Raw genomic sequence first — 21,798 nt, 5'->3', positions numbered from 1 at the left:
GCGAACACCGTGATCCTGCAGATCCTGCTCCTGGCCGCCGCGGTCGGCGCGCTCGTCTACTTCGTGCGCAGCGGCCAGAGCGTCGGCGTGCGGGCGAGCAAGCGGATCGCCTTCGGCGCGTTCATCGTGCTGAACATCTACGCGGTCCTGCGCCCCGACGACCTGACCTACCTGGCCCGGGCGGTGGGCATCGGCCGCGGCACGGACCTGCTGGTCTACCTGCTCGTCGTCTCGTTCGTGTTCGGCATGCTGAACACCTACCTGCGGGACCGCGAGATCAGCCAGCACCTGACGAACCTGGCCCGCCAGATCGCCGTCCGGGACGCGGAGCTGACCCGGCGGGAGAACGACCTGGAGCAGCGGCTGACCGCGCTGGAGCAGCAGGCGACGACGAACGGCCACCGGCCCGCCACCACCGAGCCCGCCGCGACCGCATCCGCCGACGAGGTGGGGACGGCCCGCTCCACCGGGAGCTGAGCGGCGATCCGCGCGGGTCACGATCCGGTCGCAGACGGTGACACGTCGGCCGTGCGTCCCGGCCTGCGGCACGACGCTCGTAGGGTGCGCCGGATGCGGCTGCCGATCGACGACGCGCGGAGCCGGGGATGACGTGGGCCCAGGCCGTCCCCGTGGCACTGGTGACCGCGGCGTGGTGCGTACTGCCCGGGGCACTCGTCGCCCGCGCCGCGGGACTGCGCGGAGCGGTCTGCTGGGGCGCCGGGCCGCTGGTGTCGGTCGCGCTGATCGCGACCACCGCGGTGCTGGCCGGCCGGGCCGGGGTGCCGTGGGGACCGTGGCCGGTGCTGGGCGCCACCGCCGTGCTCGCGCTGCTGTGCGCCGCGGTGAGCGCCGCCGTCCGGTGGGTGCGCCGGGACCGGGCCGAGCCCGGCGGGGACCCCGGCGACCGTCCGCCGTTCCTGCTGCGCGCGGGACCCGACGGCCCCCTCGGCGGGATCGCACTGGCGATCGGGACGGCCGTCACCGTCGCGATCGGCTGGCTGACCGTGATGCTCGCGTTCGGGCCCGTCGACGCGATCTCACCGACCTACGATGCGATCTACCACTACAGCGCGGTCGCCCGGATCCTGCAGACCGGCGACGCCTCGTCGCTGACGCTGGGTGAGCTGAACAGCCCCGGGCGGCCCTCGGCCTACCCCGCCGCCTGGCACGACGTCGTCTCTCTCGTCGTGGCGAGCACCGGCACGTCGATCCCGGCCGCGTCGAACCTCGCCGCGTTCGCCGCGGCGGCCGTCGTGTGGCCGCTGTCGTGCACGCTGCTCGTCCGCCAGGTCGTCGGGCGCCGGGCCGGGGCGCTGCTCGTCACCCCGGTGCTCGCGACGGCGTTCACCGCGATGCCGTGGCTGCTGCTGAACTGGGGCGTCCTGTGGCCCAACCTGCTCGGGCTGGCGCTGGTGCCCGCCGGGCTGGCCGCCGTCGTCACCGTGCTGGGGCTGACCCGCGACAGCGTGGTCGGCCGGTTCCGGGCGCTGCTGCTCGGGGCCGCGGCCGTCCCCGCGCTGGCGCTGGCGCACCCCAACGCCGCGGTCAGCCTGCTCGTGCTGGGCCTGTCCCCCGTGGTGGTCGCGGCCGCGACCACCACGGTCCGGCACGTCCGCGAGCGCCGCTTCGCCACCGCGGCCCTCGCCCCCGCGGGCGCGCTGGCCGCGGTCGCCGCCGTCGTCTGGCTGCTGGCGTGGTCGCCCTACCTCGACGGCGTGCGGGCGTTCGACTGGCAGGCCTCGATGGGGGCGCGCGAGGCGCTGACCGGCGTGCTGTGGAACGGGATGAACAAGCGGCCCGAGCTGGTCGTGGTGTCGGTGCTGGTCGTGGTCGGCGCCGTCCTGGCGCTGCGGCACGCGCGCACCGCGTGGCTGGTGCCGGCGCACCTGACCTCGGCGCTGCTCTACACCCTCGCCGTCGCCCGCGAGGGCGACCTGGTCACCGCACTGACCGGGGCGTGGTACAACGACTCGCACCGGCTCGCCGCGATGGTCCCGATCACCGGGGTGCCGCTGGCGACGCTGGGCGTGCTCGGCGCGGCCGGCCTGGCGGTCCGGGCGGTGACCGCGCTGCGGCGGACGGAGACCACCCCGGAGCGACGACGGCTGCTGGCCGTCCCGGCCGTCGCCGTCCTCGCCGCGGCGCTGGTCCTACTCACCGACGGGCTCCGCATCGGGGTGCACGCCGCCGTGATCGCCGACGCCTACCGCTACGAGACCGGCCGGGTGCTGCAGCCCGGCCAGCGGGAGTTCCTGGAGGCGGCGGGCCGGGCGACCGCACCGGGTGCCGTCGTCGCGGCGAACCCGTGGACCGGCAACGGGCTGCTCTACCCGCTGACCGGGCGCCAGGTGCTGTTCCCGCACCTGTCCGGGACCTGGACGCCCGACCAGGAGCTGGTCCGGATGCGGCTGCACGACGTCGCCCGCGACCCCGTCGTCTGTCCCGCCCTGCGGGCCACCGGCGTCGGCTACGTCATCGACGGCCCGGTCACCTGGTGGCCGTGGGACCCGCGGGCCGACACCTACCCCGGGCTGTCCGAGATCGACCGCGCACCGGGGTTCGAGCCCGTCCTCTCCGGGGGCGGCAGCACGCTCTACCGGATCACCGCCTGCGGCGCGGACCCCGCCCGCTCCACCGGCTGAGGCGCCCCGGACACCCGCGGTTACCGTGTGCGCGCAGCCGGGTGCACACACCGTCCGCCCCGGAGGAAGGCAGGTATGCGCGCGCTCGTCACCGGCGGAGCCGGCTTCATCGGCTCCACCCTGGTCGAGTCCCTGCTCACCCGCGGCGACGACGTCCTCGTCGTCGACGACCTCTCCGCCGGGACCCGGGACAACCTCGCCCCGGGCGTCACGGTGGCCGAGCTCGACATCCGCGACACCGCCGCGCTCACCGCGCTGGCCGCGGAGTACCGCCCGGACGCGGTGTTCCACCTGGCCGCCCAGATCGACGTGCGCCGCTCGATGGAGGACCCGGTGCACGACGCCTCGGTCAACGTCCTCGGCACACTGAGCGTGCTGCAGGCGGCCCGGGACGCGGGCGCGGGCGCGGTCGTCGTCTGCTCCACCGGCGGCGCCATCTACGGCGACGGCGCGCCCCTGCCGACGACCGAGGCGGAGCCGGCCGAGCCGGAGTCGCCGTACGGGATGAGCAAGCTCGCCGCGGAGCGCTACACCCGGTTCTTCGTGCGGGCGCACGGCCTCCCGGCGCTGGTGCTGCGCTTCGCGAACGTCTACGGGCCGCGCCAGCACCCGGCGGGCGGGGCCGGGGTGGTCTCGCTGTTCTGCGACCGGGCCCGCACCGGGCTGCGGCCGACCGTGTTCGGCGACGGCGGCCAGACCCGCGACTTCCTCTACGTCGGCGACGTCGCCCGGGCGGCGCTCGCCTCGGCCGACCGGCTGGCGGCCGGGGAGCTGGCCGGCGAGGTGTTCAACGTCGGCACCGGCACCGAGTCCACGGTCGTCGAGCTGGCCACGACGATCGGGGAGATCGCCGGGCTCGCCCCGGAGGCGTTCGCGCCGGAGTTCCTCCCGGCCCGGGCCGGGGAGCTGCGCCGCAGCTGCCTCGACCCGTCGCGCGGGATCGCCGCGCTCGGCCTGCCCGCGCCGACCCCGCTCGCCGAGGGCCTCGCGCACACCTGGGCCTGGCACACCGGGCGCTGACACACCGGGCACCGACACACCGCGGGCCCGGCCCCCTGTGCGGGGAACCGGGCCCGGGCAGCGGCCGGCGTCAGCTGTAGACGGCCAGGGTGAGCATCGCGATCCAGGCCAGCGCCAGGACCTGCAGCGCCCGGTCGCCGAGCGCGATCTCCTCGGGCTCTCCGCCGGTGCCCCGGTCGACGTCCACCGAGTAGCGCAGCACCGCGATCACGAACGGCACGATCGACAGCACCGACCACACCGAGTTGTGGTCCTCGCGGATCTCGAACGCCCACAGCCCGTACATGACGATCATGACGGTGGCCGAGAGCGACCAGATGTAGCGCAGGTAGGACGCCGTGTAGTTCTCCAGCGACTTGCGGATCTTGGCCCCGGTGCGCTCGGCGAGGTTGATCTCGGCGTAGCGCTTGCCGGCGACCATGAACAGCGAGCCGAACCCGGTGACCAGCAGGAACCACTGCGACAGCGGGATGCCGGTGGCCACACCACCGGCGATGGAGCGCATCAGGAAGCCGGAGGCGACGATGCAGATGTCGAGCACCGGCTGGTGCTTGAGCCACAGGCAGTAGGACAGCTGCACCGCCACGTAGACGGCGAGCACGATGATCAGCTGCCAGGTCACCGCGAACGACAGCGCGATCGACCCGGCGAACAGCACGCCCGCCGCGACGAAGGCCAGCGGCACCGGGACGATGCCGGACGCGATCGGGCGGCGGCGCTTGGTCGGGTGCGCCCGGTCGGCCTCGACGTCGAGCGCGTCGTTGACCAGGTACACGCCGGACGCGGCCAGCGAGAACGCGACGAACGCGATCACGCAGTCGATCAGGACCGGCACGTCGAACAGCTGGCCGCTGACGAACGGCGCGGCGAAGACCAGGACGTTCTTCACCCACTGGCGGGGGCGCATCGTCTTGAGCAGACCGCGGGCGACCATCGTGGTGGTGCGCTCGGACGGGTCCATCGGCACGTGCGGGGCGTGCTCGGCGGCGACGGCGGCCGGGGCCGCGTCGGCCTCGTGGCCCTCGGGGGCGCCCGCGTCGTCGGGGGCGTCCGGGACGACGGGGGTCTGCGGGTCGGCGGCCCGGGCGACCTTCTCCTTCTCGGAGTCGTCGCGGTCGACCTTCGTGGGGTCGGTGCTGGTCATGCGCTCACCCTCCGGTGGTGGGGTTGCGTGAGATCACGCGACGCGCGGTACCGGCGACGGCCGCGCCGAGCGCGGTGCCGGTGGCGACGTCGGTCGGGTAGTGCACGCCGAGGACCAGGCGCGACAGCGCCATCAGGCCCACACCCGCCGAGGCCACCGGGCGGGAGCGCCTGCCCAGCAGGCCGCCGTAGAGCACGGCGGCGGCGGTGGTGGACGTGGCGTGCGAGGACGGGAAGCTCAGCCGGCTCGGGGTGCCCACCAGGACCCGGACCGCGGGGTGGTCGGGGCGGCGGCGCCGGACGACGCGCTTGATGCCGATCGAGGCGCCGTGCGCGAACGCGACGGCCGCGGCGGAGCCGAGCCACTCGCGACGGCGGGGGCGGTCCAGCGCGGCACCCACGACGCCGATCGCCAGCCAGCCCGCGGCGTGCTCGCCGAACAGCGACATCCCGCGGGCGACCCGCACGGTGCTGTCGTTCGCGAGAGCGCCCTGCACGGACGCCAGCACGGCGACCTCGCCGGTGGGCGGGACGTCGGCGGGCGGTTGCGGACCGGAACGGTCCAGGGTGTCTGCCGTGTCAGCCACGGGTGGGGGCCTCCTGGCGCGGGCGCTGGCACCCGGCTCGCGGGCGATGACAGCCGGTGATGGTACGCGCGGGCGGGGTCGTGGGCCGGGTCGGGGCGGCCCGTGGGACCGGGCATGACCGCTCGTCGACGGGCAGGTGAACGGCGCCGGGTGCGCTCAGAACCAGCGCTCCAGGATCTCGGCGAGCCCGTCGTGGGTGTGCGGTGCCGTCACCTCGTCGGCGAGCCCGACCAGGTCCGGGTGGGCGTTGCCCATCGCGACGCCGAGCCCGGCCCAGCGCAGCATCTCCCGGTCGTTGGGCATGTCGCCGAACGCCACGGTGTCCGCCGCGGTCACGCCGAGCCGGCGGGCGACCTCGGCCAGGCCGGTCGCCTTGGTGACCCCGGGGGCGGAGGCCTCCAGCAGCCCCGACGAGTGCGAGAACGTCAGGTCGGCCAGCCCGCCCGCCTTCGGTGCGAGCGCGTCCATCATCTGCTCGCTGGTCAGCTCCGGGGAGCGGATCAGCACCTTCGTCGCCGGGCGGCCGAGCAGGTCCTCGCGGCTGGTGGAGCCGCCGTCGTGCTCGCCCCAGGCGTGCACGTAGCCGGGGTCGGTGAGGAACTCGTCGACGACGCCCCGCACGCCGTCGTCGCCCTCGGCGTTCCCGACGCGCTCGACGCCGAACCCGCAGCCGGGGAACAGCTCCGCGGCGAGGCCGGCGAGCTCCCGGATCGTGGCGGGCTCCAGGGTGTGCGCGCCGAGCACGACGTCGTCGGCGGCGTCGTAGAGCACCGCGCCGTTCGCGCACACGCACAGCCGCACCAGGCCCTCGGGCAGCCGTGCGAGCACCGGCGGGATCCAGCGTGGCGGGCGGCCGGTGACCAGCACGAAGCCGGCGCCGGCGGCGACCGCCCGCTCCAGCACGGCAACGGTGCGCGGGGTGACCGCGCCGCCGTCGTCGAGGAGGGTCCCGTCGACGTCGGTGGCGACGAGCCGGGGCGCGTTCTCGACGATCACACCCAGAGCGTACGGAACCGCGCGGAGACCGCCCCCGGACGACCGCGTGGCGGTTACCCTCGAACGGTGCGCGTTCTGGTGGTGGCGGCCCCGCTGTCGGGACACCTGACACCGCTGTTGCCGCTCGCCCACGCGCTCTGGGACTCCGGGCACGAGGTGCTGCTCGCCGGCGGCGGCGACGCGCACCCGCTCCCCGGGACGGACCCGCTGCCGTTCATCGACGTCGCCCGCAGCCTGCGGGTGGGCAGGCTGGCCGCGCGCTCGCTCGTCGCGCACCCGGTGACCGCGCGGGCCGAGCTGGCCGGGCGCGGCGGCGACGCCGGGGTGCGCTCGCTGTTCGGCCCGGTGAACGAGGAGCTGACCGACGCGCTGGTGACCGTCGCCGAGCAGTGGCGGCCCGACGTCGTGGTGTACGAGCCCCTCGCGGTCGCGGGGGCGCTCGCGGCAGCCCGGCACGACGTCCCGGCGGTGCTGCACGAGAACGGCCTGCTCGACGGGTTCGCGCTCGTCCGCACGCTGCTGGACTCCCGCCCGCTGCAGCGCGCCCGGCTGCGGCACGGGCTGCGTGGGGTCCCGCCACCGGCGATCGCGCTGACCATCGCCCCGTCGAGCCTGGTCGGGGCGCGCGACGCGCTGGCCGTGCGGCCGGGCCGGGCCCGCGGCTCCGGACGGTCCTCGCTGCCCGCCTGGCTGAGCGGCCCCTCGGTCCGCCCGCGGGTGCTGGTGCTGCGCGGCGGCGGACCGGTGCGCGGGGACCTGCAGTCCTCCGCGGTGCGCGCGCTGCAGGGCGTCCGCGCCGACGGCCCGGACTGCGAGCTCGTGCTCGTCCGTCCCCCGGCGCGGCTGCTGCGCCACCACGGGCCGGGGGTGCGCACCGTCGGGCGGGTCCCGCTGGACGAGCTGCTGCCGGCCTGCGCGGCGGTGCTGCACGACGGCAGCGCCGCGCACGTGCTGGCCGCGCTCGCCGCGGGCGTCCCGCAGCTCGCGCTGCCCGGGCCCGGCGACCGGCGGCACAACGCCGAGCTGGTCGCCGCCCGCGGCGCCGGGCTGGGCGGCCCGTTCACCGCCGACACCCTGCGCAGGCTGCTGAACGACGGCGAGCTCGCGGCCGCCGCCCGCGACGTCCGCGCCGAGATCGCCGCGATGCCGACGCCGCAGGCCAGGGTCGAGGTGCTGACCGCCCTGGCCTGAGCGGCGCCGGGACCGGGGTCTAGAAGACGGCGACCGCGACGATCAGGCCGAGCGCGACGTGCGCGGCCGCGACGACCTTCGCCACCGCCCGCGGCTCGTCGGACTGGATGACCTCGCCGATGTCGATGCCGGTCACCCACTCCAGCAGCCGCACCGCGGCGACCTGGGCGATGATCCCGATCAGGCCGAACACCAGCGACGACACGACGCCCTGCAGCAGCGAGCCGTACGAGCCGTAGATCGCGGTGACGATGATGAACGCCATCGACACCATGCCGGCCGAGGTGATCGTGACCGCGTTCGGCAGGCCGCCGCGGACCATCGCCGGGAGCTTGCCGGGCGTGGTGAGGTCGATGGCCCAGAAGCCGACCAGCATGAGCAGGGTGCCGATCACGGCATAGAGCAGGATCGCGCCGACACCGCGGCCGAGGAAGCCCCAGTACGTGGCGTCGAACGCCTGGGCGAGGATCACGGGAGGTACCTCCGGGGAGCGGGGGTGTGCAGGAACTGGTGCGGGAACGGGGGTCAGGACTCGGGGATGCGGTGCGGCACGAAGGCCGCGCCGTCGTCGGTGATCAGGCCGGCGGTCTCGCGGATGCCGAGCCCGGCGGCGGTGTCACCGACCAGCCAGGCGCCCAGGCAGGGACGGAACCCGTCGAACTCGGGCAGCGGGTCGAACATCTGGTAGACGAAGCCCTCGTCGCCGTAGACGCCGCCGGTGGCGGTCTCGTAGTCGGGTGCGACGATCTGGATGTTGGCGCCCTCGCGGCCCAGCAGGGGCTTGCGGACGTACTCGGTGAGGATCCCGGGGTTGCCGAGCGAGGCGGGCAGCAGGTTCGGGTGCCCGGGGTACATCTCCCAGAGCACCGCGAGCAGCGCCTTGTTCGACAGCAGGGTCTTCCACAGCGGCTCGAGCCACAGCGTCTCGGGGAGGCTGCGGGTGACGTGCTTGCCGAACTCGTCCGACAGCATCCACTCCCACGGGTAGAGCTTGAACACCGTCGACATCGGAGCTTCCTCGAGGTCGACGAAGCGGTCCAGTGCGGAGTCCCAGCCGATGTCCTCGATGGACAGTCCGACGGTGTCGAGGCCCGCCTCGGCGGCGGTCTCCTGCAGGTAGCCGACGGTGATGTGGTCCTCGCCGGTGGACTCGGCGCCGGACCAGGTGACGTGCACCTCCGACGACGGCAGCAGCCCCTTCAGCTCGCCCCAGCGTTCGACGAGCTTCTCGTGCAGGGAGTTCCACTGGTCGTCGCCGGGGTGGACGTCCTGCAGCCAGTGCCACTGCAGGATCGAGGCCTCCAGCAGCGAGGTGGGGGTGTCCGCGTTGTACTCGAGCAGCTTGGCCGGGCCGGAGCCGTCGTAGCGCAGGTCGAAGCGGCCGTAGAGGTGCGGGTCGGAGCGGCGCCAGGACTGCGCGACCTGCTCCCAGCACCACTCGGGCAGCGCGAAGTCCTCGAACCGCTCGGTGGTGACCACGTGGTCGACCGCCGACAGGCACATGGACTGGAGCACCTCGACGTCGGCCTCGAGGGACAGGACCTCGTCCATCTCGAAGACGTAGTGCACCGACTCGTCCCAGTAGGGCCGCTCGTTGCCCGAGCCGTCCCGGCCGGGGGTGCCGAAGGCGAGCCCCTGCTCGGCGACGGTGCGCTGCCAGTCCGGACGGGGGGTGCCGCGTTCGCGTCGCACGCCTCAGCTCCCGCTGGACGAGCCGGACCCGCCCGAGGACGACGACGACCCGCCGCCGACGCCGAGACCGCCCCGGGAGATCGTGCCGCTGCGGTTCGCCGAGCCGATGGTCGAGCCGGTCGTGCCGCTGCGGACCGTGGTGCCGCTCGGCGGCGGGGACACGTTCCCGCCGGTCGCGACCTGGCCGACACCGCCGGTGCCGCCGTAGTTGTAGTGGTACTGGCGGCCGCCGCCACCCAGGAAGATCGGGACGAAGGCGAAGCCGCCGCCCCCGTTGGAGACCTGGCCCTGGCTCTCCGGCCCGCTGCAGTTGTCGTCCGGCACGACGACGCCCTGGTCGTCGACGCAGCGCGCCTCGACCGACTCGCTGCCGCCACCGGACCCGGCGTAGACGGCCGCGATCAGGGCGACGACGCCGACGGTCGCGCCGGCACCGATCAGCACCCGCTTGGTGGTCTTGGAGCGGGCCTCCTTGAGCCGCACCGCCTCGCGGTCCGCGCGCAGCTTCTGCTCGCGGGCACGCTTCTCGGCGAGCGTGGGCTCGCGCGGCGCGGTGCTGCCGTCCTGCTGCCGGATCCGGCCGCGCGGCGCCTCGGCGGGCTGCTCGGCGGGCGCGTTCGCCCACGGCGCCGTCGCCGGTCCGTCGGTCTGCGGTGTCGGCGTCGTCGACTGCGGCTCCGGCGGCTGCGGTGTCGCGCCGCCCGGTGTCGCCCTCGGCGTACCGGCGGGCGGCGTGCTGTCGTCCGGGCCGCCGCCGGCGCGCGGTCCGTCGGTCATCGCTGGTCCCCCATCGTCACTCTCGTCCCCCGCGCGCACCGTACCGGGACCGGCCGACGACCACCGGCCGTTCCCGGATGACGATTCGGCTGCGTTTCACCCACGCCCGCCCGGACGAGTGGTCGCGGCACCCCGTCGCACCGGGCGGACCTGCACGTTCACAGCATCCGGCCGACCGACCGCCGCGCCGGGGCACCGGCCGGGTGAAGCCGGGCCGACCCCGGCTGCATGATGGGGACGTCATGGATTCCCGCTCCCCCGCCGGCTCCGACCGGCCCGACGCGACCGGCCGCACCGCCGTCCACGGCGGGCAGGGCACGACCTCGGTGCTGTCCCGGCCGTCGGCCACCCCGGTGGTCCCGACCCGTCGGCGACGGTCGTCGGAGGCCTCCGGAGGGGCGGGCGCAGGGCGGGGCGGGCTCCTCGGGGCCCGCCGGGTCGGCATCGGGATCCTCGTCGGCGCGCTGCTGATGCTGACCGTCGCGTCGGTGGACTCGCTGCTCGGCGCCGAGGTGCCGGTGCTGGGCTCGTTCGCGTCCTCCGGGGTGCCGAAGGTGGAGGAGCCCCCGCCGCTGCCGCCCCCGCCGGACACCGCGGGCACCTGCCTGAACTGGACCCGCTCCGACGCGACCGACACCGCCGCCGTCGACTGCGCCCGGCCGCACCTGTTCGAGCAAGCGGGGCGGGTCGCGCTGACCGACCAGCCGACGTTCCCGGCCGACGGGGCCTGGCAGAAGCTCGTCGCCGACCGCTGCACCCCGGTGGTCACGAAGTACCTGGACGGCAAGTTCGACCCGGACGGGAAGTTCCGCGTGGGCGCGCTCAAGCCGTCGCAGCAGCGCTGGGACGGCGGCGACAAGGGCATGCGCTGCGGCCTGCAGATGGCCTCGCGCAGCGGGGAGATGTTCCCGATCACCGGCAAGGTCGCCGCGCAGGACCAGTCCGCGGTGCAGCCGGTGGGCACCTGCCTGGGCATCGACGGCCGCACCGTCGGCGACCCGACCGACTGCGCCGGGCCGCACGCCGTCGAGGCGGTCGGGCTGGTCGACCTGGGCACCGAGTTCAAGGAGGACTGGCCGGCCGTCGAGGACCAGGACAAGTTCCTCCAGCCCGCCTGCACCGACGCCGCCAACACGTTCGCCGGCAACGACCAGGTGATCGGTGCCAAGGGACTTACCGTCTACTGGGGCAACCTCTCCGAGGAGTCCTGGAAGGCCGGCAGCCGCAAGGTCAACTGCAACATCGGCACCCTGCTGCCGGACAACAGCGGCTTCGCCTCGATCACCGGCTCGGTGAAGGGCAACCTCGTCGTCTCCGGGCAGCCCGCGGCCCCGGCGCCGTCCGCGCCCGGTGCCCCCGCCGGACCGGACGGCGCCCCGGCCGACGGTGCGGCCACCCCGGCGCCGGGCTCGCAGGCCCCGGTCGAGCAGCCCGACGCCGAGCAGCCCGCCGCACCCGACAGCGGCGCCGGGCAGCCGAACCTCGACATCCCGCCCGGCCTGCCCGGGCTGTCGGGCAACTGACGTGCCGGTGGCGATGCCCGCCGACCGATTCGACGAGCTGGTCGGCGAGGCGCTCGACCTCGTGCCCGCCGAGCTCGCCGCGGCGATGGACAACGTCGTCGTGCTGGTCGAGCCGCGCCACCTCGACGAGCCGGACCTGCTCGGGCTCTACGAGGGCGTCGCGCTGACCGAGCGCACGGCGGACTACGCGGGCGAGCTCCCGGACCGGATCACCGTCTTCCGGGACGCCGTCCTCGACTTCTGCGACGACGAGGAGGAGGTCATCGACGAGGTCGCGATCACCGTCGTCCACGAGATCGCGCACCACTTCGGCATCTCCGAGGAGAAGCTGCACGAGCTCGGCTGGGGCTGACCCCCTACCGGTGGGTGGCGCGCCGCCCGCCGGGCATCGCGTCCCACAGCTCCGGGACCCAGCCGCCGCGGTCCCGACGCAGCACGACCCGGCCGGTGTTGGGGACCGGGCGCTCGCGGCCGTAGGTGACCTCGCCGTGGCCGGCGCCGGAGCCGTCGTGCCCGCCGAGCAGCGCCAGCGACAGGATCCGGATCGCCGCCCCGTGGCTGACGACGACGACCGCCCCGTCCGCCACCCCGGAGGTCACCGCAGCGAGGTCGGGCAGCGCCCGGTCCCACACGTCGCGGGCGGACTCGCCGCCGGGCATGGCGCGGTCGACGTCGCCGTCCCACCAGGCCTCGAAGACCTCGTCGAACGCGGCGCGGGCGTCGTCGCCCTCCTGGCCCTCGAGGTCCCCGACGAACACCTCGTGCAGGCCCTGGAGCAGCTCCACCTCGCGTCCGAGCGCGCGGCCGATCGGGGCGGCGGTCTCCTGCGCCCGGGTCGCCCGTGACGCGTACAGGCCCCGGACGGGCCACCCGGCGAGCAGCCCGGCGACCTCCTCGGCCTGTGCGTGACCCAGCTCGTCCAGCCCGGGGCCGGGCAGCGCGGTGTCGAGGCGGTGCCGCACGTTCGACGGGGTGCGGCCGTGCCGGACCAGCACGAGCCGCAGCGCGCCGTCGTCCGGCGGGACCTGTGCGGTCCGGGTGCCGGTGCCGACGGCCGCGAAGGAGGCGGCGCCGTCGTGCTCGTCGTCGGTCTGGTGGCTCACGTGTCGGCTCCCCGTCGGACCGCGGCGAGCCAGCGCTCGGACGCGGCGTAGTCGTCGGCGGTGGCGACGCCGAGCGCCGCCACCGGGCTCCCCACCCCGGCCGCCGGGGCGTCCGGTGCGGGATCGGATCGCGGGAACGACCCGAGGTAGATCAGCCGGTCGCAGCGACGGTGCAGCGCGGCCAGGGCCTCCCCCATCGCCGGGTCGGCGACGTGACCCGAGCAGTCGAGGTGGAACCAGTACTCGGCGTGGCGGTCCTTCACCGGGCGGGACTCGATCCGGGTCAGGTCGATGCCGCGGACGGCGATCTCGGTGAGCAGGCCGAGCAGGGTGCCGGGGCGGTTCGTCGTCGTCGCGACGAGGGTGGTGCGGTCCCAGCCGGTCGGCGCCGGTGGCGGGCCGGGGCGGGTCAGCAGCACGAAGCGGGTGACGGCGCCCGCGTTGTCGGCGATGTCGTCGGCCAGCACCTCCAGCCCGTGCTGCGTGGCCGCGAGCGGGGCGGCGACGGCGGCGTCGACCTCGCCCCGGGCGGCCTGGGCCGCGGCCTCCGCGGTGGAGGAGCTGACCCGGATCTCGGCGGCGGGCAGGTGCTCGGCGAGCCAGCCGCGGGTCTGGGCGATGCCGTGGCCGTGGGAGGCGACCGAGCGGATCGCGTCACGCGTGGTGCCCGGACGGCCCATCAGGCAGAACCGGACCGCGATCCGGGCCTCACGGGCGATCACCAGCGGCGGGTCGGCGACGAGCCCGTCGAGCACCGGCGGGACGGCGCCCTCGACGGTGTTCTCGATCGGCACGCAGCCGGCGTCGACGGAGCCGTCGCGGACGGCCGCCAGCACCGCGGGGGCGCCGGGCAGCGGCACGAGCTCGGCGCCACGCGACTCGGGCAGGGTCAGCAGGGCCTGCTCGGTGAACGTGGCGTGCGGCCCCAGGAATCCGATCCGCATCCGATCCGTCCTGATCAGTCCAGCAGCCCGAGGGCGACGAGGTCGGCGATCGGGACCGGCTCCGGGTCGACGCCGCAGCGCGGCAGGACGGTGCGGACCTGCTCGACGGCGGCCTCGGGCAGCTCGTCGAGCTCCCGGGCGAGCTTCTCGCCGTCGGTGCAGGCCAGGGCCTCCTCGGCCGGGTCGGGCGAGGCGCTGACCCCGGTCATCCGCGCGACGGCGGCGATCAGGTTCAGCAGGCCGTGGCGGCCGCGGGGCGTCGACGCGGACGAGTCCTCGCGGACGATCCGGTCGATGCCCTGGGCCGAGATCCCGCCGGTGCCGCTCTCCAGGCCGGCCAGCAGGAACTTGTGCACGTCGACGATCTCCGGCACGTCGGAGGCGCGCGGCCCGCCGAGGCGGATCTTCGGGGTGCAGCCGTGCTCGGCGACCTTGCGGACGGCGGCTAGCCAGGCGAGCGTGCCCTCCTCGTCACCCTCGACGGGGCGGCGCGGCTCCACGACCGGGGTCACCTCGTCCGGCACGAACTCCGAGACGCGCTCGAGCCAGATGCCGTCGACGTCCGGCGGTGCGGCGCACTCGACGGTGCTCGGGGTGAGCAGGCTGGAGCGGGAGAACACGGTCGACAACGCCTTCGGCACCGCACCCAGCCCGGTGTCGACTACGAGGGCCAGCTCCGCCGGCCGGCTCGGCGCGGAACGGGCGAGCTCGGTGACGACGGCGGGCAGCTGCGACGCGGGGCAGACCAGCCGTCCGACGAGGCCTCCGTAGTGGCCGTCGCGGGCGGCGAGATAGCGCGACACGACGGCGTCGACGCCCGGTGCGACGGTCCTCGGCTGCAGCAGGCTGGTGTCGTCGACCAGCGCGGCGAGCAGCGGACGGATCGGCCACGGGTCGGCTGAGGAACCCGAGGGCACGGTCATCACGTCGACAGACGCTAACGGTCGGGTCACGGCGACCCATCAACGGGGGTTGCCCCCCTGTGTCCACAGCCACTGGACAGGCGATACTTCCTACTGATTAGGTAAGGGTTACCTAATCGGAGGTGAGAGTGGGAACGACCCGAGTGCGCCGCCCCCCGACGCCCGCCGTCGCCGAGCGAGCCCGCAGCCTCGTCACCCGTGGTGGCCGCGCGGCACTCGTCGGCACCGGCGAGCCGGAACCGTGTGCGCCGCTGATGCACCACACCTGGCCGGACGGCACGACCGACCTGCTGCTGCCCGACGACCACGTGCTCCGCGAGCGCGCCCGGCTCACCCTCGACGGGCTCCCGGTGATGCTCGAGCTGACCGGCAGCACGCCGGTGCCGCTCGACGAGCCGGTCCGGGAGCTGCTGTGGCTGGTCGGGACCCTGCAGGAGCCGGACCCGACGACCGGCCGGGAACGGGCGCTGCGGCTCGCCGAGAAGGCCCCGCACCCCAACCTCCTCGACGCCGGGCGCGGCGCCACGCTGCTGCGGCTGCACCCGTCGTCGGCGGTCTACTCCGACGCCGAGGGCTGCGCGCCGGTCTCGCCGACCGAGCTCGCCGCCGCCGAGCCCGACCCGTTCTGCCGGGTCGAGCAGGTCTGGCTGGAGCACCTGGACCGGGCGCACCCGGAGATGCTGTGCGCGCTGCGCCGCCACCTGCCCGACGGGCTGGGGTTCACCGGCGGCCGGGTCCGCCCGGTCGGCGTGGACCGCTTCGGGCTCCGCGTGCGGGTGCCCACCGCGACCGGCACCCAGGACGTGCGGCTGGCGTTCTCCGCGCCCGCGGACACGCCCGAGGAGCTGCAGCGCCGGTTCGCCGAGCTGGTGGGCTGCCCGACGGCCGGGGGCCGCTGAGCCGGGCTCAGGGACCGGCGGGTGCCAGGTGCTCGGCCTGCACCTTCCGGGTCACCTTGCGCTCGGCGACGAACGACGCGACCGGGATGGTGCCCGCAGCGAGGATGACCACGGCGAACACCGGCTTCCACCGGCAGCGCTCGGCCAGGATCAGCGTGCACACGATGTAGATCATGTACAGGAAGCCGTGCACCATCCCGATCAGCGCGACCGGCCGCGGGTCGTCGAACAGGTACTTCGCCGGCATCGCGTAGAAGGTCAGCAGCAGCAGGCCGACGCCGGTGACCCACGCGGAGATCCGGTAGGCCTTCAGAGCGGTCGCGACGGTCACGGGGTGGACTCCTCCCGGTGCCGGGCCGCAAGGCGGGCCAGCTCCTCGTTGTAGGCCCGCAGCTGCGGGTCGGTGCTGCGGGGCGGGGCGGCGTTCGCCGGGCGGGACGTGAACGGCGACGGCCCGGCCGGGGGTGCCGGGACGGCGGGCTCGGTGGCCGGCGTCGAGACCGACGCAGCTGCCTCCTTCGAGGCCGCCCTCGTGGCCGCCTTCGTCGCCGACGCAGTGGCCGGCGTCGGGGCCGCGGAGGGGGCGGTCCCGGCGACGGGTGCCTCCGCGGCCGACGGCGCCCTGTCCGGCGTCCCCGCGGTCCCGCCGGGTCCGTCCGCGGCCGCCCGCAGGTCGGCGATCTCCATGCTCAGGAAGCGCCACCACATGACGCCGAAGAAGACGGCGAACAGCGGCCACTGCAGGCCGTAGCCCACGTTGAGGGCCGAGCCCATCGCCGATCCCGCACGTCCCCACTGCCAGATGGCCAGCCAGGTGCAGGCGACCATCGCGCCGAGTGTGAGGACGTGCCAGACCATCCACCTCGGGGACAGCAGCAGCCGCATCACGCCGACCAGGGTACGCACCCCGGCGTGGCCACGGCCGGGCCCCGACGAGCGCTCGGTCACGCCGGCCCGGGCGCCGTGGTGCGCAGACGGGCTCGTGGTCGCCCCGCCGCTCCCCGCCCGCCCCGTGACCCGCGACCCGCAACGCCGATCCGTCGCCCACGCCGCGATCCGTCGCCCACGCGGTGGTCCGGTCCGTCGCCCGTCCGGCGGCTCGTCGCCCGTCCGGGTGGTCCCCCGCTCGCCCGGCGGCCCCTCGCTCGCCCGGTGGTCCCCCGCCCGGTGGTTCCCTGCTCGCCCTGTGGTTCCCTGCTCGCCCTGGTTCCCCGCTCGCCCGGTGGTCCCTCGCCCGCCCGGTGGTCTCACCCCTCCGGCGGGCTCGCCCGCACGGTGGGCTCCCGCGCGCGGTGATCCGCAGTTCGCGCGGTGATCCGCGGACCGCGTGCGTCCGGACGCACGCGAACGACGAAACTGCGCGCGCCATGTGGATCACCGGCCGATGCGCACGCCGGGGCCCCGCAGTCCGCCGCCCGTTACCCCCGCCAGCGCGGCCATGCATCACCGGCGCGGTGGTGCCCCACCCGCGCGGTGATCCCCAGTCCGCGCGGTGATCCCCAGTCCGCGCGGTGATCCGCGGCTCGAGCGTGTCCGGACGCGCGCGAGCCGCGGATCAGCGCGCGCGGTGCCGATCAGGCCGCGATGCCGATCAGCCGCGGTGTGGATCACCCTGCCCACGCCCCCGCCTGCACCCCCGCGACGCGGCCCGCGGAGCCCCCCGGCACCCGGTGCAATGATCGCCCCATGACGAGCGGACCGGTCCCGGCACGACCGCGTGGGGCCCTGCGGGACTGGCTGAGCCCGGCGCCCCCGTCCTTCCCGGGCGGCGCCACCGACCCCCGCGAGCGACGGCTGATCGGCCTGGAGATCGCCGTCGTCCTGACCGTGACGCTGGGCTTGTCCGCGGTACGCAGCGCGCTGTCGCTGCTCGAGGCCCTGCTGAACCCCGCCCCGCTGGCCGACCAGCAGGTCACCCTGAACGCGCCCGCGTCCACCGACGCCTGGATCGACCTCGCGTTCCAGCTCGTCCGCGCGCTGCAGCTGGCCGGATGGGGCGCGCTGGCCGCGTACCTGCTGCTGCGGGCGGGCATCGCGCTGCGCCGGGTCGGGCTCGACGGGCGGCGGCCGTGGCGCGACGCGGCGCACTCCGCGGGCCTGGCCGCGCTGATCGGCCTCCCCGGGCTGGGGCTCTACCTGGTCGGACGGCTCGCCGGGATCACTCCGGACGTTGCACCCAGCACGCTGACCGACCAGTGGTGGCGGATCCCGGTGCTGGTGCTGTCCGCGGCGGCGAACTCCTGGGCGGAGGAGGTCGTCATGATCGGCTACCTGCTCACCCGGCTGCGGCGGCTCGGCTGGTCGGAGAACCGGTCGGCGTTCGCGGCCGCCGTCCTGCGCGGGTGCTACCACCTCTACCAGGGGATCGGCGCGTTCGTCGGCAACCTCGTCATGGGCCTGGTGTTCGCCCGCTACTGGCAGCGGACGAACCGGCTGTGGCCGCTCGTCGGCGCCCATCTGCTGATCGACGTCGTGGCGTTCGTGGGGTACGCACTGCTCGGTGGCGTGCTCCCGTTCTGACCCGGGAAAGCGGCCCTCACCAGCGGAAAGGTGACCCTGTCCAACTGAGACAGACACCCTTTCTGGAGCCGTTCCAGGAAGAGCCGCCAGTCGCTAACCTGGATGACATGACCGACGAGTCGAAGTTCCACGCCCTGCTCCGCGACCAGGTCCGGAGCGAGTTCACCGCCGCCCAGCAGTACCTCGCGATCGCCGTCTGGCTCGACGACGCCGACCTCCCCCAGCTGGCCGCGCACTTCTACGCGCAGGCCGTCGAGGAGCGCAACCACGCGATGATGATGGTCCAGTACCAGCTGGACAACGACCTCACGGCGACCATCCCCTCGGTCGGCGAGGTGCAGAACGACTTCGCCTCGGTCGAGGAGCTCGTGCAGCTCGCGCTGACCCAGGAGAAGCAGGTCACCGAGCAGATCACCACGCTGGCCCGCACCGCCCGCGACGAGGACGACTACCTCGGCGAGCAGTTCCTGCAGTGGTTCCTGAAGGAGCAGGTGGAGGAGGTCGCCTCGATGACGACGCTGCTCACCATCGTCCGCCGCGCCGGCGACGACCTGTTCCACGTCGAGGACTTCGTGGCCCGCGAGCTCGCGCGCGGCGACGCCGCCGACGCGACCGCCCCGGCCGCCGCGGGCGGCGCCCTGTAGGAACCCTCGTCGGTCCGACCCGGGTCCCGGCGCTCCTCGCAGGAGCGCCGGGGCTCGCGGCCGTCTAGCGCAGGGTGATCTGCTTGCCCGCGAGCACGTCGCGCGCCCGGTGCTCGGACTCGGTCAGCGGCGTGGCGTCCAGCCCGGCCACCGCCTCGTCGAGCCGCTTCGCGAACTCCGCGGCGGGACCCGCCCACTCCGAGGAGTGCATCTCCCGGTCGACGTCCCAGACCGGCACGAGCAGCCCGTGCGCCCGGAACGACCCGGCGTAGCGGGAACCCTCGCCCAGCTCCAGGCCACCCTGGCCGGACAGCCGCGCCAGCGCCGCCATCAGCGTCGTCTCGTCCTCGGTCCGCACCCAGCGCACGTGCGCCTTGGACCCGGTGTCGACCCAGTACGCGCCGCGCACGCCTTCGGCGGTGACCGCCTCGGTCGGCATGATCACCGAGTTGGCGCGCTCCAGCATCGCCTGGGCCTCGGGGTCCGGGCTCTCCGACGGCAGCCACCACGCGAAGTCCGCGTGCACCGTCGGCTCCAGCGGCGTGCCGGGCTCCAGCACGTCCTGCAGCCGCTCACCGGTGTGCCGCCCGGCGCCGACGACCGGCAGCGACGATCCCGGCTCGGCCGAGCGCGCCCAGGCGAGCGCCCCGGCCAGGTCGGCCGAGAGGTCCCCGGAGCGGGTCTGGACCTGCATGCCGAGCAGGACCTCGCCGTTGTCGCGCACGATCGCGGCCGACGCGCCCGGCAGCACCGAGGCCAGCGTGACCGGACCGCCGGAGCGGACCGGGAGGGCCGCCGTCGCCGACGGGAGGAACTCCCGCATGGCGACGAGGTCGGGCTCCGCCGCGAGGCCTTCGAACGGCCGGATGACGATCACGTCGTCACCGGCGCCGTGGCAGGCCTTGTACCGCTTGCCGGAGCCGCAGGGGCACGGCCGGCGCGGGTTGTCCCCCGCGTCGGCGGTGCTGGCACGGTTGCGCGTCTTCTTACCCATCGCCGGGCAAGGTAGCGGGTCGTGCATGTCTTCGATCCGGCCGACCCCGGTTTCCTCGCCGACCCCTACCCCGCCTACGCGGCCCTGCGCGCCGCCGGGCCGGTCCACGACCACCCCGGTCTGGGCGTCCCGGTCGCGGTGACGCACGCGGCCTGCTCGGCCGTGCTGCGCGACCGCGGACTGGGCCGCATCTGGTCCGACGCCGAGCCCGCGGCCGAGCTGGCCGCGTTCAACCTGCTGCACCGCAACTCGCTGCTGGAGCGCGAGGGCGAGCCGCACACCCGGCTGCGACGCCTGGTGGCCTCGGCGTTCGCCCGCGGCCACACCGAGCGGCTGGCCCCGCTGGTGCGGGCGCGGGCCGGGGCCCTGGTCGACGACCTGGTGGCCCGCATCCGCGACGGCGCCCCCGCCGACCTGGTGGAGCTCGTCGCCGCACCGCTGCCGGTCGCCGTGATCGCCGACCTGCTCGGGGTGCCGGAGGACCGCCGGGCGCCGCTGCGGGACTGGTCCGACGCGATCGTGCGGATGTACGAGCCCGACCCCGGCGACGACGGCCGTCGCGCGGCGGAGCGGGCGTCGGCCGACTTCACGGCGCTGCTGCGGGAGCTGGTCGACGAGCGCCGGTCCGGCCGCGCCGCCCCCGCCACGGACACCGGCGCGAGACCGGACCTGATCACCGACCTGCTCGCCGTCCGGGACGCCGACTCGCCGTCCGTCCGGCTCGACGAGGACGAGCTCGTCGGCACCGCGGTGCTGCTCCTGATGGCCGGGCACGAGGCGACGGTCAACGTCGTCGGGAACGGCGTGCACGCCCTGCTCCGGCACCCGGACCAGTGGCAGCGGCTGCTCGACGACCCCGGACTGGTCGGAACGGCCGTCGAGGAGCTGATCCGCTTCGACGCCCCGCTGCAGCTGTTCGAGCGGACCGCCGTCGTCGACACCACGGTGGCCGGCCACCCGGTCCCGGCGGGCACCCGGATCGCGACGCTGCTCGGCGCGGCCGGGCGCGACCCGTCCGTCTTCGGCGACGACGCCGACCGCCTCGACGTCGGCCGCTCCCCCAACCCCCACCTGGGCTTCGGGGCCGGAGTGCACTACTGCCTGGGTGCCCCGCTGGCCCGGCTGGAGATCGCCGAGGTGCTGCGCGCGCTGCTGGGACGCCTGCCCGACGCCGTCGTCGACGGCGCGCCGGTCCGGCGTCCACGGTTCGTCATGCGCGGCTGGGCGGAGCTGCGACTGGCCGCCCACACCGTCCGATGAACCGAATGCCGCAATGATCCGAGAGCCGAACGGTCCATTCCCGGGAGCCGTCGGCGAATTGTCGACGGCGCCGCGCAATCACCGACGAAAAAGGGGCGTCGGGAACGACCGGAACCGACGTCGACGACCATCGGACGACGTGGTGGAATCGACAGCGATGGAATCGTGGTCGGAACTGCTGCGGACCGTTCTCGGCGTGCCGGGGGCGGGGTACGCCTGCGTCGCCGACCCCGCCACCGGCGAGCTCGTCGCGGACGCCGGCGGGCGTGCCGTGCCCGGCCTGGCCGAGGTGCTCGGCTGGGGCGCCGCGCAGGTCGTCGCCGAGGGACCGGTGTTCGAGGATGCGGTGATCACCACCCGGGAGGGCGACCACCATCTCCTGCGGGCGCTGCCCCGCGACGGCGCGGCCCCGTTGCTCGCCTACGCCCATCTCGACCGGTCCGGCAGCCCGGTCGCGCTCCTCCGGCGGGCACTGCGCCCACCCGGCAGGACCCCGGTCCGAACGGATCCGCAGGTCACGACGGCACCCGTCGCCCCGGCCGCGGCCCCGGTCCGGCCGGTGATGCGGGCCCGCACGGCCGCGCCCGCGGTCTCGCCGCCCGAGCCCGCGGACACCCCACCGGCGACGATCGCGGTGCCGAGGCCGTCGCCCGTGCCGGACGCCGAGCGCACCCCGGGACCGGCCGTCCCGCTCCCCCGACGGGCACCCGGCCCCGCCGAGCCGTCCGGACCGGCGGAGCCCCCTGCCGCAGCCGACGGTGACGACACGCATGCCGGAGCCGTCCCGGAGGGCGGCCGGTGGGCCGACGACCTCGGCACCATGGCCCGGATCCTCGCCGCGCTGCGCCGTCTGGACCCGTCGTCGACCACCGGGTGACGGCAGGGTGTTGACGCTCCGGAATTGCGCGTTATCGTTGTCCGCCCCGGCGCCGGAAAGAAC

23 protein-coding genes are annotated in these 21,798 nt (G+C 75.2%); 11 read left to right on the top strand and 12 right to left on the bottom strand.

Annotated features, from left to right (window positions below; translation table 11 throughout):
- The first annotated feature begins 9 nt into the window (after window positions 1-9).
- The 3 genes from DMP17_RS27380 (at window position 10) to DMP17_RS27370 (ending at window position 3,662) form a co-directional block, all read left to right on the top strand.
- A complete protein-coding gene (locus DMP17_RS27380) occupies window positions 10-477 on the top strand; it encodes a DUF2304 domain-containing protein (RefSeq protein WP_337831003.1) in 468 nt (155 codons plus the stop codon).
- Window positions 478-605: 128 nt separating this feature from the next.
- Complete coding sequence (locus DMP17_RS27375) at window positions 606-2,642, top strand: DUF6541 family protein (protein ID WP_337831002.1); 2,037 nt, start codon at window positions 606-608, stop codon at window positions 2,640-2,642.
- Window positions 2,643-2,717: 75 nt separating this feature from the next.
- Entirely contained in the window at window positions 2,718-3,662 is a 945-nt protein-coding gene (locus DMP17_RS27370) for an NAD-dependent epimerase/dehydratase family protein (RefSeq protein ID WP_337831001.1), read from the top strand.
- A gap of 70 nt (window positions 3,663-3,732) precedes the next feature.
- Here DMP17_RS27370 and DMP17_RS27365 read toward each other — a convergent pair whose 3' ends face one another.
- The 3 genes from DMP17_RS27365 to DMP17_RS27355 form a co-directional block, all read right to left on the bottom strand.
- Window positions 3,733-4,806 (bottom strand): decaprenyl-phosphate phosphoribosyltransferase, encoded by a 1,074-nt coding sequence (locus tag DMP17_RS27365; protein ID WP_208818715.1) that lies wholly within the window; start codon window positions 4,804-4,806, stop codon window positions 3,733-3,735.
- Window positions 4,807-4,810: 4 nt separating this feature from the next.
- Entirely contained in the window at window positions 4,811-5,392 is a 582-nt protein-coding gene (locus DMP17_RS27360; RefSeq protein WP_337831000.1) for a phosphatase PAP2 family protein, read from the bottom strand.
- 156 nt (window positions 5,393-5,548) lie between these two features.
- On the bottom strand, window positions 5,549-6,388 hold the full coding sequence (locus tag DMP17_RS27355; RefSeq protein WP_226354538.1) for an HAD family hydrolase: 840 nt from the start codon (window positions 6,386-6,388) through the stop codon (window positions 5,549-5,551).
- Window positions 6,389-6,454: 66 nt separating this feature from the next.
- Here DMP17_RS27355 and DMP17_RS27350 point away from each other — a divergent pair, with 66 nt between their 5' ends.
- Window positions 6,455-7,579: a nucleotide disphospho-sugar-binding domain-containing protein gene (locus tag DMP17_RS27350; protein WP_337830999.1), complete on the top strand. Its 1,125-nt coding sequence runs from the start codon at window positions 6,455-6,457 to the stop codon at window positions 7,577-7,579.
- A gap of 19 nt (window positions 7,580-7,598) precedes the next feature.
- Here the strand turns inward: DMP17_RS27350 and DMP17_RS27345 are convergent, their stop codons facing one another.
- From DMP17_RS27345 to DMP17_RS27335, 3 genes are read right to left on the bottom strand one after another with little or no spacing between them, the layout of a single operon-like run.
- Entirely contained in the window at window positions 7,599-8,051 is a 453-nt protein-coding gene (locus DMP17_RS27345; protein ID WP_226354536.1) for a DUF350 domain-containing protein, read from the bottom strand.
- Between the two features lie 53 nt (window positions 8,052-8,104).
- Complete coding sequence (locus DMP17_RS27340; protein WP_337830998.1) at window positions 8,105-9,271, bottom strand: glutathionylspermidine synthase family protein; 1,167 nt, start codon at window positions 9,269-9,271, stop codon at window positions 8,105-8,107.
- Between the two features lie 3 nt (window positions 9,272-9,274).
- Complete coding sequence (locus DMP17_RS27335; protein ID WP_226354534.1) at window positions 9,275-10,048, bottom strand: hypothetical protein; 774 nt, start codon at window positions 10,046-10,048, stop codon at window positions 9,275-9,277.
- 242 nt (window positions 10,049-10,290) lie between these two features.
- On the opposite strand from DMP17_RS27335, the gene DMP17_RS27330 reads away from it, so the two are divergent.
- Window positions 10,291-11,571 (top strand): septum formation family protein, encoded by a 1,281-nt coding sequence (locus DMP17_RS27330; protein WP_226354533.1) that lies wholly within the window; start codon window positions 10,291-10,293, stop codon window positions 11,569-11,571.
- 1 nt (window position 11,572) lies between these two features.
- The gene (locus DMP17_RS27325) at window positions 11,573-11,923 is read left to right on the top strand and encodes a metallopeptidase family protein (protein ID WP_337830997.1); all 351 of its coding nucleotides are present in this window, start codon (window positions 11,573-11,575) and stop codon (window positions 11,921-11,923) included.
- Window positions 11,924-11,927: 4 nt separating this feature from the next.
- On the opposite strand, the gene DMP17_RS27320 is transcribed toward DMP17_RS27325, so the two are convergent.
- The 3 genes from DMP17_RS27320 to DMP17_RS27310 are packed head-to-tail and all read right to left on the bottom strand — an operon-like array spanning window position 11,928 to window position 14,541.
- Entirely contained in the window at window positions 11,928-12,674 is a 747-nt protein-coding gene (locus DMP17_RS27320) for a histidine phosphatase family protein (protein ID WP_226354531.1), read from the bottom strand.
- Entirely contained in the window at window positions 12,671-13,618 is a 948-nt protein-coding gene (gene pheA / locus DMP17_RS27315; RefSeq protein WP_226354530.1) for a prephenate dehydratase, read from the bottom strand. The genes DMP17_RS27320 and pheA overlap by 4 nt, the downstream gene beginning before the upstream one ends.
- Before the next feature lie 14 nt (window positions 13,619-13,632).
- Entirely contained in the window at window positions 13,633-14,541 is a 909-nt protein-coding gene (locus DMP17_RS27310; RefSeq protein WP_226356620.1) for a hypothetical protein, read from the bottom strand.
- Between the two features lie 128 nt (window positions 14,542-14,669).
- On the opposite strand from DMP17_RS27310, the gene DMP17_RS27305 reads away from it, so the two are divergent.
- Entirely contained in the window at window positions 14,670-15,440 is a 771-nt protein-coding gene (locus DMP17_RS27305) for a DUF2470 domain-containing protein (protein ID WP_337830996.1), read from the top strand.
- A 7-nt stretch (window positions 15,441-15,447) separates the two neighbouring features.
- On the opposite strand, the gene DMP17_RS27300 is transcribed toward DMP17_RS27305, so the two are convergent.
- Entirely contained in the window at window positions 15,448-15,771 is a 324-nt protein-coding gene (locus DMP17_RS27300) for a DUF3817 domain-containing protein (protein ID WP_226354528.1), read from the bottom strand.
- On the bottom strand, window positions 15,768-16,388 hold the full coding sequence (locus tag DMP17_RS27295; RefSeq protein ID WP_337830995.1) for a hypothetical protein: 621 nt from the start codon (window positions 16,386-16,388) through the stop codon (window positions 15,768-15,770). Before DMP17_RS27295 ends, DMP17_RS27300 begins: the two co-directional genes overlap by 4 nt.
- 738 nt (window positions 16,389-17,126) lie before the next feature.
- Between DMP17_RS27295 and DMP17_RS27290 the strand changes: the two genes are divergently transcribed.
- A complete protein-coding gene (locus DMP17_RS27290; protein WP_337830994.1) occupies window positions 17,127-17,960 on the top strand; it encodes a CPBP family intramembrane glutamic endopeptidase in 834 nt (277 codons plus the stop codon).
- A gap of 107 nt (window positions 17,961-18,067) precedes the next feature.
- A complete protein-coding gene (locus DMP17_RS27285) occupies window positions 18,068-18,604 on the top strand; it encodes a ferritin (protein ID WP_083657986.1) in 537 nt (178 codons plus the stop codon).
- A 64-nt stretch (window positions 18,605-18,668) separates the two neighbouring features.
- On the opposite strand, the gene DMP17_RS27280 is transcribed toward DMP17_RS27285, so the two are convergent.
- Window positions 18,669-19,598 carry a DUF5926 family protein gene (locus DMP17_RS27280; protein WP_337830993.1) on the bottom strand — a complete coding sequence of 310 codons (930 nt, stop codon included), beginning with the start codon at window positions 19,596-19,598 and terminating at the stop codon, window positions 18,669-18,671.
- A gap of 21 nt (window positions 19,599-19,619) precedes the next feature.
- Between DMP17_RS27280 and DMP17_RS27275 the strand changes: the two genes are divergently transcribed.
- Window positions 19,620-20,858, top strand: coding sequence for a cytochrome P450 (locus DMP17_RS27275; protein ID WP_337830992.1), 1,239 nt, complete (start codon window positions 19,620-19,622; stop codon window positions 20,856-20,858).
- A 139-nt stretch (window positions 20,859-20,997) separates the two neighbouring features.
- Window positions 20,998-21,735: a hypothetical protein gene (locus DMP17_RS27270; protein ID WP_337830991.1), complete on the top strand. Its 738-nt coding sequence runs from the start codon at window positions 20,998-21,000 to the stop codon at window positions 21,733-21,735.
- The last annotated feature ends 63 nt before the right edge of the window (window positions 21,736-21,798 follow it).

Source organism: Pseudonocardia sp. TMWB2A, from assembly GCF_017312135.1.
The sequence above is the reverse complement of the archived record's forward strand: the minus strand, read 5'-3'. Positions and strand labels throughout refer to the sequence as shown.